Here is a 17,469-nt window from a genome sequence, read left to right as displayed (position 1 = left end):
CCATGCCCAAGATTTCCATGAAGCAGGACCTCAACGTCGCCGCTGATCAGGTGTGGAACCTGATCGGACACTTCAATGCCCTTCCTGACTGGCACCCGGGGGTTGAATCTAGCGAACTGAAGAACGCGGGCCAGATGCGAAAGTTGTCATTGGCCGGCGGCGGCACGATCATCGAAAAACTGGAAAAGGTCGACAACAAGACGCGCACCTATTCCTACACCATCGCAGACAGCCCGTTGCCGGTGAAGAACTACCGGGCCGAGTTGACGGTGCATGACGACGACGACGGGTGTTCCGTCGAATGGTCGTCCGAGTTCGAGGCGGCGGGCGTGCCGGAAAACGACGCCATGAAGGCGATCCAGGACGTCTATCAGGCCGGGTTTGACAACCTGAAGAAGATGTTCGGCCAATAAGGCCAAGGCGCCTATTGGAAGACGATCTTCGGGCCGCTCTTGGCCTCCGCCCCCGTCGCCTTTTCGATGCGCGCCCAGACATCGCGGGCAATTTCGCGGTATTTCAGCGCGTGTTCGCCCTCGGGGATGGACACCACGATGGGATGGCCGCCGTCGGCCGTGGTGCGGATGTCGATGTGCAGCGGCACCTCGCCCAGGAAATCGACGCCCAGGCGTTCGGCTTCCTTGCGCGCGCCGCCGTGGCTGAAGATTTCGGACCGTTCGCCGCAGTGCGGGCAGGAAAAATAGCTCATGTTCTCGATGATGCCGAACACGGGCACGTCAACCTTGCGGAACATGTTGAGGCCCTTGCGGGCATCCAGAAGGGCGATGTCCTGCGGGGTGGAAACGATGACCGCCCCCGTCAGCGGCACCCGCTGCGCCATCGTTAGTTGCGCGTCACCGGTGCCTGGCGGCATGTCGACCACCAGCACGTCCAAGGCGCCCCAATTGACGTCGCGCATCATTTGTTCGAGCGCTGACTGCACCATCGGCCCGCGCCAGATCATTGGCGTTTCCTCGTCCACCAGGAAGCCCATGGACATGACCTTGATGCCGTAGTTTTCCATGGGATCCAAGGTCTTGCCGTCGGCCGAGGCCGGCTGCCCGGTAATACCCATCATGCGCGGCATCGAGGGTCCGTAGATGTCGGCATCCAGCAGGCCTACGGAATGACCCTCGGCGGCGAGACCGAGCGCCAGATTGGCCGCCGTCGTCGATTTGCCGACGCCGCCTTTGCCCGAGGCCACGGCGATGATCGAACGCACGCCTGGCAGCATATCGGCGCCGGCCTGGGGGGCGGGTTGCCCATGGCCGTGCCCGCCGGGGCGTTGCTGGCCGGACTGAGGCGGCGGCGGAGCCGCGTTGGCGGAACCCTTTTTCTCGGCGGTCAGCACGGCGGTCACCGTCAGCACACCGTCCATGGCATGCACGGTTTTTTCCGCCTGTTTGCGGACTTCTTCCATGTCGCCGGCGCGGGCGGGGTCGATCTCGATGGCGAATGCCACGTGACCGTCCTTTTCCTGCAGGCCCTGGATCATCTTGGCTTCGACCAGGTTTCGGCCCGTGGCGGGGTCGGTCACGGTGGCCAAGGCCTCCAGGATCGTTTGCGGGTTCAACTGCGCCATCCTTGAAATCTCCGGGTTATAAGACGATATTCGCCCTGCGTCCGGGTTAATGCCCCATCGGCGGGTATGGATGCAAGTCCGTGCTTCACCAGGCGGACCTGTTACCCGCGGACGCGGGACGATTAGCAAATGGCGTCTGGGCCGCGGAATGCAAGGCCTGGATAGCAGGAAACAAGGTGCCCAATCGGGTGCCGATAACATTAAGAACAGAGAGGTAATCCCGGAACATGGCCTGGAAACCACAAGGCGGCGGCCCCTGGGGGGGCGGCGGAGGCGGCGGCGGCCCATGGGGCGGCGGTGGCGGCGGACCTCGCGGCAGCGGACCGACCCCGCCCGATATCGAGGAATTGCTTAGGAAGAGCCAGGACAGCATGAAGAAATTCATGCCCGGCGGCGCCGGTGGCGCCAAAGGCGTGGTGATCGGCCTGTTGATCGCCGCGGCGTTGTGGGTGGGCCTTACCGTGCCCTACCGCATTCAGCCCGGCCAACAGGGCGTGGAACTGCTGTTCGGTGAATTCGTCAAGCGCACGGGGCCGGGCCTCAATTTCTGGTTCCCAAGCCCGATCGGCGAAGTCATCAAGGTTGACGTTGAAAACACCAACACCATCAACATCGGATTCCGCGGTCCCGGCAATGTCGGCCGGGGCACCGGCGGACGGGATGTGACGCTGGAAAGCATGATGCTGACCGGCGACCAGAACATCGCCGACATCGACTTCATCGTGCAGTGGCGCATCAAGAACGCCGCCGACTACCTGTTCAACATTCGCGAGCCGGAAACCACCATCAAGGTGGCAGCGGAAAGCGCCATGCGCGAGATCGTCGGCCAGTCGACCCTGGAAGAGGCGATTACCAAGAACCGTGCCGGCGTTGAAGCCAAGACCCGCGACCTGTTGCAGCGCATCCTCGACAGCTATGGCGCCGGTATCGCCGTCGCCGAACTGAAGATGCAAAAGGCGGACCCGCCCAAGGAAGTCATCGACGCCTTCAACGACGTGCAGCGTGCCCGCCAGGATCAGGAGCGGTCCGTCAACGAAGCTGTTGCCTTCCGCAACGACATCGTGCCGCGGGCCAAGGGTGAAGCGGAAAAGCTGATCGCCGAGGCGACGGCCTATAAGGAACGGGTCATCAAGGATGCCCAGGGTGAAGCCGAACGCTTTCTCTCGGTCTACAACGCCTATCTGACCAACAAGGACGTGACCAAGCGGCGGCTGTATCTGGAGCGCATGCAGGAAATACTGTCGACCGCCGACAAGATCATCCTGGACGAGGGGGCGGACGGCTCCAAGGTCGTGCCCTATCTGCCGCTCAATGAACTGCGCAAATCCAGTGGAGGTGCGAAATGAAACGCCCAGGTCTTTTCATCCTGGCGGTGATCGTCGCCGTTTCCGGGCTCTGCGCCTTCAGCGCCCTGTACACCGTGCGTCAGGACCAGCAAGCTTTGGTTCTGCAGTTCGGTAATCCCGTGCATGTGGAGCGGACGCCGGGCCTCAAGGTCAAGCTGCCGTTCGTTCAGAACGTGGAATACTACGACCGGCGTATCCTTGATCTGGATCCGCCGGTGCAGGAAGTCATCCTGGCCGACCAGAAGCGCATCAACGTGGACGCCTTCGCGCGTTACCGCATCGTCGATCCGCTTGAATTCCGCAAACGTGCCGGCACCGACGCCAATTTCCGCCAGGTCTTCGGCGGGCGTCTCAACGCCGGCATCCGTTCGGAAATCGGTAAGATCCTGCTGCCCGACATGTTGACGGATAAGCGTGCCCAGATCATGGATCGCGTCGCCAACCTGATGCGTGCCCAAGCGCCTGAATTCGGGGTCGAGGTCATCGACATCCGTATCGGTCGCACGGACCTGCCCGATGCTACGTCGCAGGCGGTGTTCAACCGCATGCGCTCCGACCGTATCGCCGAGGCCGCTGAACTGCGCGCCAAGGGCGAGGAGCAGAAGACACGGATTCAGGCCGAGGCCGAACGTGACAAGGTCATCATCCTGGCGGAAGCCCGGCGCAAGTCGGAAATCCTTCGTGGTGAAGGCGATGGCGAACGGACGCGTATCCTCAACGGAGCCTATGGCAAGGATGCGGAATTCTTCGATTTCTACCGCTCCCTGGATGCCCTGGGCGCCGCTCTGAACGAGGGCACGTCCATGGTTCTCAGCCCCAATTCGGAACTGTTCCAGTTCTTCAACGCGCTCAAGGACGGCACCACCCGCGCCCGCTGATGCGGGCCCGGGGGCCGTCCGGCAGCGGGGCCGGAACCTGATGAATGACTTCTACACGGCGCTGGGACTTGTCCTGGTGATCGAGGGCGTGATCTACGCATTGTTCCCCGACGGCATGCAGCGGGCGATGTCCCAAATGCAGGAAATGCCGCCGGGGACCTTGCGCCTGGCGGGGCTGGGGGCGGCGGTTGTCGGCGTGATCGTGGTCTGGGCCGTCCGGGGATAAGGGTGGCCGTGGCCGGGAATTGCGTCGGAAGCAGGCCGTGATTGCCCAAAACATACCGGGGCAGGGCCATCCTACGGCCATATTCCCCGGCCATATCAGAGGGCATTCCAAAAGGGCGCCCGGTCCCGGGTTCCCGATAGCACACTGTTTAATCTTTGCGGGGTCCGTGGCATGATCCCAACCGGCATGATCCCGCATGTGACGGAAGGACTAGGTGTTAAGATGAACCAGATTCGTCTCTCCAAACAGGACGCGCCCATCGCGGCCGCTGACGACCGCTCACCTTTGCGGATGGCCGGTCTCGGCGCTTTCGCCGCGGCGCTCGCGCTGACCGCCTTCATGATCATGACGACCGTGGCGCAGGCGCGCCCGGCCCCTGAAAGCTTCGCCGACCTGGCGGAAAAGCTGCTGCCTTCCGTGGTCAACATTTCGACGACCCAGGTCATCGAAAGCCGTGGCTTTGAAATGCCGCAGCTTCCGCCCGGTTCCCCCTTCGAGGACTTCTTCAAGGAATTCTTCGACCGCGGCCAGCCCAATGGCGGCAAGCCCCAGGCCCGCAAGGCCACGTCCCTGGGCTCCGGCTTCATCATCGACGACGCCGGCCATGTAATCACCAACAACCACGTGATCCAGGACGCCGACGAGATCGAAGTCATCCTGCAGGACGACACGCGTCTCAAGGCAACGGTTGTCGGCCGCGACCAGAAGACGGATATCGCGGTGCTGAAGGTCGATCTGAAAGGCCAGAAATACCACGCCATCTCGTTCGGCGATTCGGAAAAATCGCGCGTCGGCGACTGGGTGGTCGCCATCGGCAATCCGTTCGGCCTGGGCGGCACGGTCACGGCGGGTATTATCTCGGCCCGCGGCCGCGACATTTCCGCCGGCCCCTATGACAATTTCATTCAGACCGACGCCTCCATCAACCGGGGCAATTCAGGCGGACCGCTGTTCAATCTGGACGGCCAGGTCATCGGCATCAACACGGCGATCTTCTCACCGTCCGGCGGCAGCGTCGGCATCGGCTTTGCCGTGCCCATGTCCACCGCCAAGCCGGTGATCTCCCAGTTGATCAAGCACGGTCAGGTCAAGCGTGGCTGGCTCGGCGTTCATATCCAGCAAGTCACGCCGGAAGTCGCCGAAAGCCTGGGGCTGAAGGAACCGGTAGGGGCGCTTGTCGCCCAGGTGGTCGAAGACGGCCCCGCCGCCAAGGGCAAGATCCAGCGCGGTGACGTGATCCTGAGCTTCAACAAGCGCAAGGTGCCCGACATGCGCAAGCTGCCGCGCATCGTCGCCGACACTGAAGTGGGCGTCGACGTGCCGGTCGAGGTCTGGCGCGAAAACAAGAAGATCGACCTTAAGGTCAAGGTCGGCGAACTGCAGGAACAGGAACAACAGGTCGCCGCGCGTACCGACAAAGGGGCCGGCACCGACGCCAAGCCCCAGGTGGTCGAGGATCTGGGCCTGAGCCTGTCGGCCATTACCGACGAGGCGGTGCAGAAGTTCAAGCTTGAAGGTGACGCCAAGGGCGTGCTGGTGACCGACGTGCTGAACGCGGGCCCGGCGGCCGAGAAAGGCGTGCGCCCCGGCGATCTGATCGTCGAGGTTGGCCAGGAAGAGGTCGGCACCCCCGACGACGTGGTGCGCAAGGTCAAGGAAGCCCGTGACACCGGTCGCAAGTCGGTTCTGCTTTTGGTGCAGGGGCAGAACGGCCTGCGCTTCGTGGCCATCCGGCTGGGCAAAAGCTGAACGCCCACCGCAAATCTGAAATTGGAGACGGCGCCCGCGGGCGCCGTTTTCATGTCCGGGCCGGCTAGGCGGTGGTGAATTCCTCGGCTCGGAAGCCTTGCGCGAACAGAAGCCCCGTCAGGTCGGCGTGATCGAGCTTGACCCGCGCGGCGTCACGCAGGATCGGCTTGCCCCGGTAGGCGCAGCCAAGTCCCGCCGCCTGGATCATTTCCAGGTCGTTGGCGCCGTCGCCGATCGCCGCTGCGTCGTCCAGGCCCAGGCCGTTCTGCGTCGCCAGCTTGACCAAGGCATCGTATTTCGACGTGCGGCCCAGGATCGGCTCGATCACCCGGCCGGTCAGTTTGCCGCCCTCGATGATGAAGTCGTTGGCCATGTTGATGTGGAAGCCGAGCCGTTCCGCGATGCGCGACGTGAAATAGGTGAATCCGCCCGACACCAGTGCCGTGGTCGCCCCCGAGGCGACCATGGTGCGGACCAGGGTCTCGGCGCCCGGTGACACCTCGATTGCGTTATAAGCCGTTTCCAGGGCCGTCTCGGAAAGCCCTTTCAGCATGGCCACGCGTTCCCGCAGCGAGTCCTCGAAATTCAGCTCACCCCGCATGACGCGGTCGGTGATGGCGGCGATCACCTCGCCCTTGCCGGCGGCGTCGGCCACATCGGTCAGGGTTTCGGAGGTCACGATGGTCGAATCCATGTCGGCGATCAGGAGTTTCTTGCGCCGTCCCGCCGCCGGTTGGGCGATGATATCGATCGGCGCGCCGTCCAGGCTCATGCGCACGGCGGCGTCGGCCTGGTCCGCAGACAGGCCGTCGAAGCCCAGATCACAGGCCAATCCTTCGGCCAACCAGTCCGGCCGTCCCGTTTCGGCACCCAGGGCATTGAGCCGGGCCGCTGCCTCGGCGACAATGCCGGCATCCAGTTCATCGCCCGGGGCGGCGATCAGCGTAACGACAAATTCCATGGAATGTCCGATCCGGCATGGGTTGAGTGACAGCGGGAGGGAAAGTGACCGATTTTCAGGCCCCTGAAAAGCCCCTGCAGGATGAAGAGTCCGCGACATCCGTTCTGATCGTTACCGGGCCGACGGCGGGCGGCAAGTCGGGCCTGGCGTTGGAACTGGCGGAACGTCTGGGCGGTTGGATCATCAATGCCGACAGTATGCAGGTCTACCGCGATCTCCGCGTGCTGACGGCGCGGCCCGACGCGGCGGACGAAGCCCGCGCGCCGCACCGCCTGTTCGGCGTCCTGGGGGCGGAGGAACGTTGTTCCGTCGGGCGCTGGCTGGACATGGCCGTGGCCGAGATCGGGGCGGCGCGGGCGGCGAACTGCCTGCCCATCCTGGTTGGCGGCACCGGCATGTATCTGAAGGCCCTGACCCAGGGCTTGGCCCCCGTGCCTGACGTGCCGGCGGCGGTGACGGCCGAGGCGACGGCGCTTTACGATACGCTCGGGGGTGTCGCGTTCGCCGCGGCTCTGGCGGAACACGATCCCAGTGCGGCGGAAGCACTGCCGCCGGGCGACCGTCAACGCCTGATCCGCGCCCATGCCGTGGTGCAGGCGACGGGGCGCACCCTGGCCGATTGGCAGAATGAAGCCCCCACCGGTCCGGCGGTGGCGGGCCAATTCACGACGATTTTGGTGCTGCCGCCGCGCGATGCCCTTTATGCCGCCTGCGATGCGCGCTTCAGGGCGATGCTCGACGCGGGCGCCATGGATGAGGTGCGGGCCCTGCTGGCGCGGGGCCTGGACCCGTCGCTGCCGGCCTTGCGCGCTGTCGGCGTGCGTGAACTGGGGGCGGTGATCGAGGGTGAGATGACCCTGGATCAGGCGGCGGACAAGGCGCGGCAGGCGACGCGGAACTATGCCAAACGCCAGTTCACCTGGTTCCGCCACCAACTTGCGCCGGACCTGACCCTTGACCGAGGGGGGGCGCCGGCCGCGGCCGATGCCCTCGCCGTTCTACGACATTAAAAAATTCATCACTGTCAGGAACGTGTAAGGCTTGGGGGAGATTCTCCTGTTTGGAGAGATTGTCTTTTTTTTGCCATCTCCTTCCTCTACATAGCGTCTTGCTGAACACGGGCGCGCCGGGGACCCACAGCAAGAAGAACCTACTGACCACAACAACCAACGGCATCGCGTGTCCGAGTCCAATCCCAGTATCCTGATCGTCGAAGACGACCCCATGATCCGGTCGTTCCTTAAGGCTGTTCTCGAGGCGGAGGACTACGACGTCACCGAGACTGATAGCGGGGCCGGGATGTTCGCGGCCCTGGACGGGAAAAACTTCGACGTCATCGTGCTGGATATCATGCTGCCGGACGGCAACGGCGTCGATTTCGCGCGAACCCTGCGCCGCACCTCGACCCTGCCGATCATTTTCGCGACCGCCGTGACCGATACGGACACTCGCCGCCGCGCCATCGGCCTGATGCAGGTCGATTACGTGACCAAGCCGTTCGATGCCAAGGAACTGGTGCTGCGGATTAGGAATATCCGCACCATGGCCCCGGTCATGGAAGACCCCAACGCCCGCGACTTGCCCAAGCCGGTCGCCGCCAATGCGGCGCCCTGGTACCGCTCACCCCTGACCTGGGGGCCCGCTGTGGCTTTTCTGGTCATCGTCCTGGGCGGGGTTTTCCTGATTCCTGACGACGAGGACCCCGCAGCCCTGCGCGCCGAACAGTCCGCGGCTCAGGTTCAGCGCAACGCGGATACGGCGACCGCCGCCGTTCAGGCGGCAACGGATGCGGCAGCGGCCAATGCGGCGGCCCGGGCCGGCGGATCAAGCGTCGTGCTGATGGACGCGCCGACGGCGTCACAAGCCGCGGGCGGCGCGACTGCCGGCGCGGCGGCTACCGGCGATGGCGACGGGCCGGTTGTGGACGGATCCCCCGAACAAAAGATTATTGATGCCTGCGGCGAAATGCCGGTCAGCGAGCACTGGAACAACAACTCCATCAAACGGGTACTGCGATATGTGCGGTTCGTGCACCGGGGGAACTGGGGCGAATACCTGGAAACCTGGGTCGAACGCCTGAAGAACGTGCAGGACCTGGAGGCCTCGGGAAAACCCATCGAGTTGCAGAAGAAGGGCGTCATTTTGTCGGGCAAGGAATTGGAGAAATACGTCGACCTGATGGAAAGCCGGGTCCGTTTTCTGCGCTGCGCCAGTCAGATCGTCCAGACGATCAAATAGGTGTGGCGGAATTCCGCCGGTCAGCAAAAATTTATTGAAATATTATTTCGCAATAAGCGGAAAAAACTTGCCGTTTATTGCATTTTAATGGTTGACCCCCTAAATCACCTTCATTAAGTTCCGTGGCTCCCCGGCGGGCCCCGGTTCCGCTGGGGTTTTTGTGATGTGCGGCTGTGTTTGCATGGCATGCGGACTGGGACATTATCGATATACCCGAGGCGATCATTGATCGCCGAGGCAAGCCCAAGTGGGCGCCGCGCGGTCAGCGCGAAAGCCAAGCGGACGGATGTCCGCGCCGGCGACTGAGGAAAAAGCACGAGGACTGAACAATGGCCAGGAAGAAGATGCAGGGCGCCGAGATCGTGATCGAAGCCCTGAAAGAGCAGGGCGTCACCGAAATCTTCGGATATCCGGGCGGTGCCGTATTGCCGCTCTACGATGCCATTTTCAAGCAGAACCAGATTCGCCATATCCTGGTCCGTCAGGAAGGCGGCGCCGTGCACGCGGCCGAAGGTTATGCGCGCTCCACCGGCAAGGTCGGCGTGGTTCTGGTGACGTCCGGTCCCGGTGCCACGAACGCGGTCACCGGCCTGACCGACGCCTTGATGGATTCCATCCCGATCGTCTGCCTGACCGGGCAGGTGCCGACGCATCTGATCGGCAATGACGCATTTCAGGAATGCGACACCACCGGCATCACGCGCCCCTGCACCAAGCACAACTACCTGGTGAAGGACGTGGGCGACCTGGCCAACGTGGTCCATGAAGCCTTCCACGTGGCGCGGTCCGGCCGCCCGGGCCCGGTCGTCATTGACCTGCCCAAGGACGTGATCATGGCCATGGGGGCATATCAGGAGGCGGGCAAGGCGCCGGCCGAAAAATACAGCCCCCGCGTCAAGGGCGACCAGAGCGCCATCGCCGAGGCCGTGCGCCTGCTGGCGGGTGCCAAGAAGCCGATCATCTATGCCGGCGGCGGCGTTATCAATTCCGGACCGAAGGCGTCCAAGCTGCTGCAGGACCTGGTCAAGCTGTCGGGTGCGCCCTGCACGCTGACGCTCATGGGCCTGGGGGCCTATCCGGCCAGTGACAAGCAGTTCGTCGGCATGCTCGGCATGCACGGCACCTACGAAGCCAATCTGGCCATGCACGGCTGCGACGTCATGATCTGCGTCGGTGCACGGTTTGATGACCGCATCACCGGCCGGCTTGATGCCTTTTCGCCGGGGTCCAAGAAGGTCCATATCGACATCGACCCGTCGTCGATCAACAAGAACGTGCCCGTGGACGTGCCCATCGTCGGCGACGTGGCCAGCGTGCTCACCGACATGATCAAGAAGTGGAAGGCCCTGAAGCCCAAGCAGGATCAGGCGGCGCTGAAGAAATGGTGGGGTCAGATCGACCAATGGCGCGCGAAGAAATGCCTGGCGTTCCAGCAGAAGGGCGACACCATCAAGCCGCAGCACGCCATCCGTCGGCTGTTCGAACTGACCCAAGGGCGTGAGACCTTCATCACCACCGAAGTCGGCCAGCACCAGATGTGGGCGGCCCAGTACTATAACTTCGACAAGCCGAACCATTGGATGACGTCGGGCGGTCTCGGCACCATGGGTTATGGCTTGCCGGCTGCCATGGGCGTGCAGGTGGCTCATCCGGATGCCTTGGTCGTCGATATCGCGGGTGAGGCTTCGACCCTGATGAACATTCAGGAAATGTCGACCATCGTTCAGTACCGCCTGCCGGTGAAGATCTTCATCCTGAACAACGAATACATGGGCATGGTGCGCCAGTGGCAGGAACTGCTGCATGGCGGGCGTTATTCCGAAAGCTATATGGAAAGCCTGCCGGACTTCGTGAAATTGGCGGAAAGCTTCCACGCCGTCGGCCTGCGCGCGACCAAGGCGAGCCAGCTGGACGACGTGATCAAGGAAATGATCGAAATCGACCGGCCCGTGATCGCCGATATCGCCATCGACAAGCTGGAAAACTGCTTCCCCATGATCCCCTCGGGCGCCGCCCATAACGAGATGCTTCTGGGCCCGAACGACAAGGCCGAGAAGCCGATTTCCGAACAGGGCATGGTGCTGGTCTGATTTATCCCGCCGCGCCCGGATGACAGCGTGAGTTGACAACCGGGACAACGCGGCTAAAACAAGGGCCGCCGCCGTTTCCGCGGCGGCGAATTCTGGGAGTTCCCAAGACGTGAGCGAGCCTTCCAAGGAAGTGAACCGGCATACCATCGCCGTCCTGGTCGACAACGAACCGGGCGTGCTGGCCCGTGTCATCGGCCTGTTTTCCGGGCGCGGCTACAACATCGAAAGCCTGACCGTGGCCGAGACCGACCACGTCAAGGGGCAGTCGCGGATTACCGTCGTGACCTCGGGGACGCCGATGATCATCGAGCAGATCAAGGCGCAACTGGGCCGTCTGGTGCCGGTCCACAAGGTCGCGGACCTGACGCTTGAGGGCGCCCATGTGGAACGCGAACTGGCCCTGGTCAAGGTCGTCGGCAAGGGTGAGAAGCGGGTCGAGTCCTTACGCATCGCCGATATCTTCCGCGCCCGCGCCGTCGACAGCTCCAACAATTCCTTCGTGTTCGAAATCGTCGGCGCCGCCTCCAAGATCGACGCCTTCATCGAATTGATGCAGCCGCTGGGCCTGTCCGAGGTCTCGCGCACGGGTGCGGCCGCCATCTCGCGCGGCAACAAGCCCATCTGAACCCAACACCTGACAACACTCAAGAACGACTGAAACGACTGATCGGAGAATTTTAGAAATGCGTGTCTATTACGATCGCGACGCCGACGTGAACCTGGTGAAATCCAAGAAGGTGGCCATCGTCGGCTACGGCAGCCAGGGCCACGCCCATGCGCTGAACCTTCGGGACTCGGGCGTCAAGGAAGTGGCCGTGGCTCTGCGCCCCGGTTCGGCCAGCGCCAAAACGGCGGAAGGCGACGGCTTCAAGGTCATGACCGCCGCCGAAGCGGCCAAGTGGGCGGATCTCATCATGATCCTGTCCCCGGACGAAGGTCAGGCCGATCTTTACAACGAGCACCTGAAGGACAACATGCGCGAAGGGACCGCGCTGGCCTTCGCCCACGGCCTGAACGTGCATTTCGGGTTGATCGAGCCGCGCGCCGACATGGACGTGTTCATGATCGCGCCGAAGGGGCCGGGCCATACCGTGCGCTCCGAATATCTGCGCGGCGCCGGTGTGCCGTCGCTCGTCGCCGTTCACCAGAACGCGTCGGGCAATGCGCTGGAAGTCGCCCTGTCCTATGCCTCGGGTCTGGGTGCTGGCCGTTCGGGCATCATCGAAACCACCTTCCGCGAAGAATGCGAAACCGACCTGTTCGGTGAGCAGGCCGTGCTTTGCGGCGGTCTGACCTCGCTGATCCGCGCCGGTTACGAAACCCTGGTCGAAGCGGGCTACGCCCCGGAAATGGCCTATTTCGAATGCTGCCACGAGGTCAAACTGATCGTCGACCTGATCTATGAAGGCGGCCTCGCCGACATGCGCTATTCCGTGTCCAACACGGCCGAATGGGGCGATTACGTCTCCGGCCCGCGGGTCATCGACGATGGCGTCAAGGCGCGCATGAAGGACGTCCTGACCGACATCCAGACCGGTAAGTTCGTCAAGGATTGGATGCTGGAATGCAAGGCCGGCCAGCCGCAGTTCAAGGCTGAACGCCGCCTGTGGGGCGAACACCCGATCGAGGAAGTGGGCGCCAAGCTGCGCGGCCTGATGCCCTGGCTCAGCGAGAACAAGCTGGTCGCCACGACCAAGAAGTAAGTCCGGTTCATCGGATAAAGACGAAGGGGCGCTCTTACGGGCGCCCCTTTTCTTATGGTCCCAGCAGGTCGCCGAACCCCCAGATCAGGGTGCCCAGGGCGATCACCGCGACCTCAAGGGTTTTCACCCTGCGCGGAATGTCCGCCGGATCTTCCGCCAGCCAGGTGACGACCCAATTGGAAGGGTCCGCATTGTCCCGCGCTTTTTTCGTGGTCAACCGCCGGACCGCGCCGCGGATGCTGCGCTCGATAAAGCCGTCGATGTTGAAATAGGCGAACACGATCCCCAGAACCACCAGTACCGAGCCGGCCCGGGACAGCCAGGTCCAGTCGCCGGTCCCCTGGCTGACCGTGAGGCCAATGAACAGAACGGCGCAGGACGCGCCGAGAAACAGGACCACGGCGGCGGGGCCGCCGATGCGGGGTGTCGTCATCCCTGCATCCTAGCCGGTTTTCGGCTTAATCGCCGCCGCCAATGCGGCGCCCACAACAACCATATGCGGGATGACGTAGGCGAAGGTGTCCATCACCCGGATCAGCGGCGTGGGATCGTCCATCGGCACCGGCCCGGGGTTGCGCGCCTTGGCCTTGGCCAGCAACTGGCCGACCAGGGGCTTGCAATCGGCGGCGAAGGCATGGGTGGCTGCATCGATCTCCGGCAGGGCCGTGTCCAGCCGCCCGGCCACCAGATGCATGAACTGGGGCCAATGGGCGAAGTGCAGGTACATGGTGGGCGTCACGTCCACGTGGGCACCCGCGATCTCGGCCTTGGGGATGGTGCGGCAGATGTTGGTGATCGCCCCCCGCAGGCCGTCGTCCAGGCCCGCCAGCTTCAGCGGCCGGGGTAGGTCCGGCGGTGGGGCCGGGGGCGTGGCGGCGGCTTCGGAAAAGGGATGTGTGGGCGGCGGCACGTCGTCGCCCGCGATCAGCGCCCGCGCGGCCCCCACGGCAATCAGGTTGACCGGGTTCATGCGGTTGTAGCTGGTCAGCATATGGCCGACGGTTTGCCGGGCAGCGTCGTCCAGGTCCGCGTCCGCCAGATCGTCCGGTGTGAAGGCGGGCAGGGGCACGGCCCCTTGGTCGGCGACGATCTGCCATACGGCCGTGCCCGGCCATCCGGCCTCGACATCGTCGCCGACGGCGGCCCAGATCCAGTGCAACAGGCCCGGATAGGTCGCCATATGGCGAAAGATCAAGGCGGGCGAACCGGACCCGGCAGCGGTCATCAGGTTGCGGTAGACGCGGAGCGTGGCGGGGTCGGCGTCGGCGAAATGGACTTCGGGGAATGTGGTCATGGGCGAAGGTTAACCCCCCTCAAGCCTCCCGTCACTTGACAAACCGGTGTCCAACATCATTTATTCTCTGTTAAGCCTGTCCCCGTATCCTTTCCGGAATGACGGATGAACCGACAGGCGGTTGGAACAGACCGATGCAGACGCAGGACATGACCATCGAACAGCGAATTCCCGGGGGCAGCGATGCCGGCCCGGCGACGCTGCCTGCGCGCATTCTTCTTCCGCTAAGCCTGATCAATCTCGACCTTCTGGGGCTTCGACTTATTCGCCCCTGAGTGGCGCAGCGGATACCAGGGACCATTCCGGCTTTTTGAACCAAAAAAAACCGAGTCCATCCCGACCAAGGGACCGCGAACGCTCAGGGGATTGACGAGCAAGCGACCCTATTTGTCGGGCCGGACCCCATCCATCCCATCCGAGGGCGGCCCAAAGAGATTTCGGAAGGACCAGACCAATGACCATCGTTACCGAACGCGACCCCAACCAGGTCATCATCTTCGACACCACCTTGCGCGACGGCGAACAGTCGCCGGGGGCGTCCATGAACCTGGAAGAGAAACTCCGCATCGCCAAGGTGCTGGAGGACATGGGTGTCGACGTCATCGAAGCCGGCTTCCCCATCGCCTCGGAAGGTGATTTCGAGGCCGTCTCGGAAATCGCCAAGACCATCAAGAACTCGACCATCGCCGGCCTGGCGCGGGCGACCCGGGGGGACATCGAACGCGCAGGGGCTGCCGTCAAGCATGCCGAACGCGGGCGCATCCACACCTTCATCGCCACCAGCCCCCTGCACATGCAGTACAAGCTGCAGATGGAGCCGGAACAGGTCCTGGAGCGCATCACCGAAAGCGTGGGCATGGCCCGCAACCTGGTCGACGACGTCGAATGGTCGGCCGAGGATGGATCGCGGTCCGAGCATGAATTCCTGTGCCGCTGCGTCGAGGCCGCGATCAAGGCGGGGGCCTCGACTATCAACATCCCGGACACCGTGGGTTATGCCGTGCCCGAGGAATATGCGGCGCTGATCAAAATGCTGATTGAGCGGGTGCCCAATTCGGACCAGGCCGTGTTCTCGGTCCATTGCCACAACGACCTGGGCTTGGCCGTGGCCAATTCCCTGGCCGCCGTGGTCGCGGGTGCGCGTCAGGTCGAATGCACCATCAACGGCCTGGGCGAACGCGCGGGCAACTGCTCCATGGAAGAAGTCGTGATGGCGCTGAAGACCCGCCAGGACGCCATGCCGTTCACCACCAACATCGATGCCACGCATATCACCCGCGCGTCGCGCATGGTGTCGTCGGTCACCGGCTTCCCGGTGCAACCGAATAAGGCCATCGTCGGCGCCAATGCCTTCGCTCACGAATCGGGCATCCATCAGGACGGCATGCTGAAGAACGCCCAGACCTATGAGATCATGACGCCGGAAAGCGTCGGCCTGACCAAGTCCAAGATCGTCCTGGGCAAGCATTCCGGGCGCAACGCCTTCAAGACCAAGCTGGAGGAAATGGGCTACAAGCTGGGCGACAACGCCTTGAACGAAGCCTTCAAGCGCTTCAAGGACCTGGCCGACCTGAAGAAAGACGTGTTCGACGAGGATCTGGTGGCCCTGGTCGATGACGACACCCGGGTCAACGACCGCATCAAGCTGACCAGTCTGGAAATCCAGTGCGGCACCGTGCACCGCCCGCCCAAGGCGGCGATGGAACTGGAGATCGACGGCAAAGTGCAGTCCTGCGAAGGCACCGGCGACGGGCCCGTGGACGCGGCCTTCAACTGTATCAAGACCCTGTTTCCCCATGGCGCCCGCCTGCAATTGTACCAGGTCCACGCGGTGACCCACGGTACGGACGCCCAGGCGGAAGTGACCGTCCGGCTCGACGATAACGGCGAACGCACGGCCCAGGGGGCGGCCGCCGACACCGATACCATGGTCGCGTCGGTCAAGGCTTACGTGAACGCGCTCAACAAGTTGTTGACCAAACGGGAGAAAAAGGCACCGGAGGCGATGTCCGCCTAGGTCGGGGCCGCCTTCGTATTACCCAAGATTGGCCCTTTAAACGGCCGAATCTTTCCGTTAAAAGACCCAATATGGTGCAGGGGACATTGTCCCCTGCACCCATATATCGTGGCCCGGGACCCTAATCCGGGCCGGTACCGAGGGATACATTCATCGGACCCCCGCCCCAAGGTTTTCGGGGCGCGCCCCGGGGCTCCCATGACACAGAGACAAGGCTGAACGCTTCATGTTCTCGCGACTTTTCGGGTTTCTTTCCGCGGACATGGCCATCGACCTGGGCACGGCCAACACGTTGGTCTACGTCAAGGGCAAGGGCATCGTCCTGAACGAACCGTCGGTGGTTGCCATCGCCGAGGTCAAGGGCAAGAAGCATGTTCTCGCCGTCGGCGAGGAAGCCAAGCAGATGCTCGGTCGAACGCCCGGCAACATCCGCGCCATCCGTCCGCTTCGCGACGGCGTCATCGCCGATTTCGAAGTGGCCGAGGAGATGATCAAGTACTTCATCCGCAAGGTTCACAACCGGCGTTCGTTCGCGAGCCCGCTGGTCATCGTCTGCGTGCCCTCCGGCTCCACCGCCGTCGAGCGCCGCGCGATCCAGGAATCAGCGGAAAGTGCGGGGGCCCGCAAGGTCTTCCTGATCGAGGAACCGATGGCGGCCGCGATCGGCGCCGGCCTGCCGGTGACCGAGCCCACGGGCTCCATGGTCGTCGACATCGGCGGCGGCACGACGGAAGTCGCCGTGCTGTCCTTGGGCGGCATCGTTTATGCGCGGAGTGTGCGCGTCGGCGGCGACAAGATGGACGAGGCGATCATCGCCTACATCCGCCGCAACCATAACCTTTTGGTCGGCGAAGGCTCCGCCGCCCGCATCAAGGAAGACATCGGTTCCGCCTGCGCCCCCGAAGACGGCGAAGGCCAGACCATGGAAATCAAGGGCCGCGACCTGATGAACGGCGTGCCCAAGGAATTGGTCATCTCGCAGCGGGAAATCGCCGAAAGCCTGGCCGAACCCGTGGGCGCCATCATCGAGGCGGTCAAGGTCGCACTCGAACACACCGCCCCCGAACTGGCCGCCGACATCGTCGACAAGGGCATCGTGCTGACCGGCGGCGGCGCGCTTCTGGGCAATCTGGATCTGGTCCTGCGACATGACACGGGCCTGCCCGTGTCCATCGCCGACGACCCGCTGTCCTGCGTCGTGCTCGGCACCGGCCGGGCGCTTGAGGAAATGAAGCGCCTCAAGGACGTCCTCACCACGATGTATTAGTCGCAAAACCCGAGCCCGCCATCGGCGGGCGATGGTTGTTTTGCGCGAACAAACCCAATCGGCATCGTAAAACCCGAGCCCGCCACCGGCGGGCGACGGTTGTTGTGCGCCAATCAAAAAC

At 63.4% G+C, this 17,469-nt stretch carries 17 protein-coding genes; 13 read left to right on the top strand and 4 right to left on the bottom strand.

Features of this window, described 5'->3' with window-relative positions:
• Positions 1-2: 2 nt before the first annotated feature.
• A complete protein-coding gene (locus KFF05_13805) occupies positions 3-413 on the top strand; it encodes an SRPBCC family protein (GenBank protein UTW50990.1) in 411 nt (136 codons plus the stop codon).
• An 11-nt stretch (positions 414-424) separates the two neighbouring features.
• Here KFF05_13805 and KFF05_13800 read toward each other — a convergent pair whose 3' ends face one another.
• Complete coding sequence (locus KFF05_13800; GenBank protein UTW50989.1) at positions 425-1,579, bottom strand: Mrp/NBP35 family ATP-binding protein; 1,155 nt, start codon at positions 1,577-1,579, stop codon at positions 425-427.
• Positions 1,580-1,806: 227 nt separating this feature from the next.
• Here KFF05_13800 and hflK point away from each other — a divergent pair, with 227 nt between their 5' ends.
• From hflK to KFF05_13780, 4 genes are all read left to right on the top strand, one after another.
• Positions 1,807-2,925: an FtsH protease activity modulator HflK gene (hflK, locus tag KFF05_13795; GenBank protein ID UTW50988.1), complete on the top strand. Its 1,119-nt coding sequence runs from the start codon at positions 1,807-1,809 to the stop codon at positions 2,923-2,925.
• On the top strand, positions 2,922-3,803 hold the full coding sequence (locus tag KFF05_13790) for a protease modulator HflC (GenBank protein ID UTW50987.1): 882 nt from the start codon (positions 2,922-2,924) through the stop codon (positions 3,801-3,803). Before hflK ends, KFF05_13790 begins: the two co-directional genes overlap by 4 nt.
• Before the next feature lie 40 nt (positions 3,804-3,843).
• Entirely contained in the window at positions 3,844-4,029 is a 186-nt protein-coding gene (locus tag KFF05_13785; protein UTW50986.1) for a DUF2065 domain-containing protein, read from the top strand.
• A gap of 222 nt (positions 4,030-4,251) precedes the next feature.
• A complete protein-coding gene (locus KFF05_13780; protein ID UTW50985.1) occupies positions 4,252-5,778 on the top strand; it encodes a Do family serine endopeptidase in 1,527 nt (508 codons plus the stop codon).
• Between the two features lie 64 nt (positions 5,779-5,842).
• Here the strand turns inward: KFF05_13780 and serB are convergent, their stop codons facing one another.
• Positions 5,843-6,739 carry a phosphoserine phosphatase SerB gene (gene serB, locus KFF05_13775; protein UTW50984.1) on the bottom strand — a complete coding sequence of 299 codons (897 nt, stop codon included), beginning with the start codon at positions 6,737-6,739 and terminating at the stop codon, positions 5,843-5,845.
• Positions 6,740-6,813: 74 nt separating this feature from the next.
• Between serB and miaA the strand changes: the two genes are divergently transcribed.
• From miaA to ilvC, 5 genes are all read left to right on the top strand, one after another.
• A complete protein-coding gene (miaA, locus tag KFF05_13770; protein ID UTW53722.1) occupies positions 6,814-7,749 on the top strand; it encodes a tRNA (adenosine(37)-N6)-dimethylallyltransferase MiaA in 936 nt (311 codons plus the stop codon).
• 169 nt (positions 7,750-7,918) lie between these two features.
• On the top strand, positions 7,919-8,977 hold the full coding sequence (locus KFF05_13765; GenBank protein UTW50983.1) for a response regulator transcription factor: 1,059 nt from the start codon (positions 7,919-7,921) through the stop codon (positions 8,975-8,977).
• A 329-nt stretch (positions 8,978-9,306) separates the two neighbouring features.
• The gene (locus KFF05_13760; GenBank protein UTW50982.1) at positions 9,307-11,067 is read left to right on the top strand and encodes an acetolactate synthase 3 large subunit; all 1,761 of its coding nucleotides are present in this window, start codon (positions 9,307-9,309) and stop codon (positions 11,065-11,067) included.
• 109 nt (positions 11,068-11,176) lie between these two features.
• Positions 11,177-11,692 (top strand): acetolactate synthase small subunit, encoded by a 516-nt coding sequence (ilvN, locus tag KFF05_13755; protein UTW50981.1) that lies wholly within the window; start codon positions 11,177-11,179, stop codon positions 11,690-11,692.
• Between the two features lie 58 nt (positions 11,693-11,750).
• Positions 11,751-12,770: a ketol-acid reductoisomerase gene (ilvC, locus tag KFF05_13750; GenBank protein UTW50980.1), complete on the top strand. Its 1,020-nt coding sequence runs from the start codon at positions 11,751-11,753 to the stop codon at positions 12,768-12,770.
• A gap of 52 nt (positions 12,771-12,822) precedes the next feature.
• Here the strand turns inward: ilvC and KFF05_13745 are convergent, their stop codons facing one another.
• Both KFF05_13745 and KFF05_13740 read right to left on the bottom strand, forming a co-directional pair.
• Complete coding sequence (locus tag KFF05_13745; protein ID UTW50979.1) at positions 12,823-13,203, bottom strand: hypothetical protein; 381 nt, start codon at positions 13,201-13,203, stop codon at positions 12,823-12,825.
• A gap of 9 nt (positions 13,204-13,212) precedes the next feature.
• Positions 13,213-14,064, bottom strand: a complete 852-nt coding sequence (locus tag KFF05_13740) for a hypothetical protein (protein UTW50978.1) — start codon at positions 14,062-14,064, stop codon at positions 13,213-13,215.
• 134 nt (positions 14,065-14,198) lie between these two features.
• Between KFF05_13740 and KFF05_13735 the strand changes: the two genes are divergently transcribed.
• The 3 genes from KFF05_13735 to KFF05_13725 all read left to right on the top strand — a co-directional run bounded on the left by KFF05_13735 (position 14,199) and on the right by KFF05_13725 (position 17,348).
• Complete coding sequence (locus KFF05_13735; GenBank protein ID UTW50977.1) at positions 14,199-14,339, top strand: hypothetical protein; 141 nt, start codon at positions 14,199-14,201, stop codon at positions 14,337-14,339.
• Between the two features lie 179 nt (positions 14,340-14,518).
• Positions 14,519-16,081, top strand: a complete 1,563-nt coding sequence (locus KFF05_13730) for a 2-isopropylmalate synthase (protein UTW50976.1) — start codon at positions 14,519-14,521, stop codon at positions 16,079-16,081.
• A 226-nt stretch (positions 16,082-16,307) separates the two neighbouring features.
• Complete coding sequence (locus KFF05_13725; protein ID UTW50975.1) at positions 16,308-17,348, top strand: rod shape-determining protein; 1,041 nt, start codon at positions 16,308-16,310, stop codon at positions 17,346-17,348.
• The last annotated feature ends 121 nt before the right edge of the window (positions 17,349-17,469 follow it).

The organism is bacterium SCSIO 12827, assembly GCA_024397995.1.
GTDB lineage: Bacteria > Pseudomonadota > Alphaproteobacteria > Rhodospirillales > Casp-alpha2 > UBA1479.
The sequence above is the reverse complement of the archived record's forward strand: the minus strand, read 5'-3'. Positions and strand labels throughout refer to the sequence as shown.

Bases quoted from the DNA above. Each gene is read 5' to 3' on its own strand.
- KFF05_13805 (UTW50990.1), top strand. From the start codon at position 3: ATGCCCAAGATTTCCATGAAGCAGGACCTCAACGTCGCCGCTGATCAG.
- KFF05_13800 (UTW50989.1), bottom strand. From the start codon at position 1,579: ATGGCGCAGTTGAACCCGCAAACGATCCTGGAGGCCTTGGCCACCGTG.
- hflK (UTW50988.1), top strand. From the start codon at position 1,807: ATGGCCTGGAAACCACAAGGCGGCGGCCCCTGGGGGGGCGGCGGAGGC.
- KFF05_13790 (UTW50987.1), top strand. From the start codon at position 2,922: ATGAAACGCCCAGGTCTTTTCATCCTGGCGGTGATCGTCGCCGTTTCC.
- KFF05_13785 (UTW50986.1), top strand. From the start codon at position 3,844: ATGAATGACTTCTACACGGCGCTGGGACTTGTCCTGGTGATCGAGGGC.
- KFF05_13780 (UTW50985.1), top strand. From the start codon at position 4,252: ATGAACCAGATTCGTCTCTCCAAACAGGACGCGCCCATCGCGGCCGCT.
- serB (UTW50984.1), bottom strand. From the start codon at position 6,739: ATGGAATTTGTCGTTACGCTGATCGCCGCCCCGGGCGATGAACTGGAT.
- KFF05_13760 (UTW50982.1), top strand. From the start codon at position 9,307: ATGGCCAGGAAGAAGATGCAGGGCGCCGAGATCGTGATCGAAGCCCTG.
- ilvC (UTW50980.1), top strand. From the start codon at position 11,751: ATGCGTGTCTATTACGATCGCGACGCCGACGTGAACCTGGTGAAATCC.
- KFF05_13745 (UTW50979.1), bottom strand. From the start codon at position 13,203: ATGACGACACCCCGCATCGGCGGCCCCGCCGCCGTGGTCCTGTTTCTC.
- KFF05_13740 (UTW50978.1), bottom strand. From the start codon at position 14,064: ATGACCACATTCCCCGAAGTCCATTTCGCCGACGCCGACCCCGCCACG.
- KFF05_13735 (UTW50977.1), top strand. From the start codon at position 14,199: ATGCAGACGCAGGACATGACCATCGAACAGCGAATTCCCGGGGGCAGC.
- KFF05_13730 (UTW50976.1), top strand. From the start codon at position 14,519: ATGACCATCGTTACCGAACGCGACCCCAACCAGGTCATCATCTTCGAC.
- KFF05_13725 (UTW50975.1), top strand. From the start codon at position 16,308: ATGTTCTCGCGACTTTTCGGGTTTCTTTCCGCGGACATGGCCATCGAC.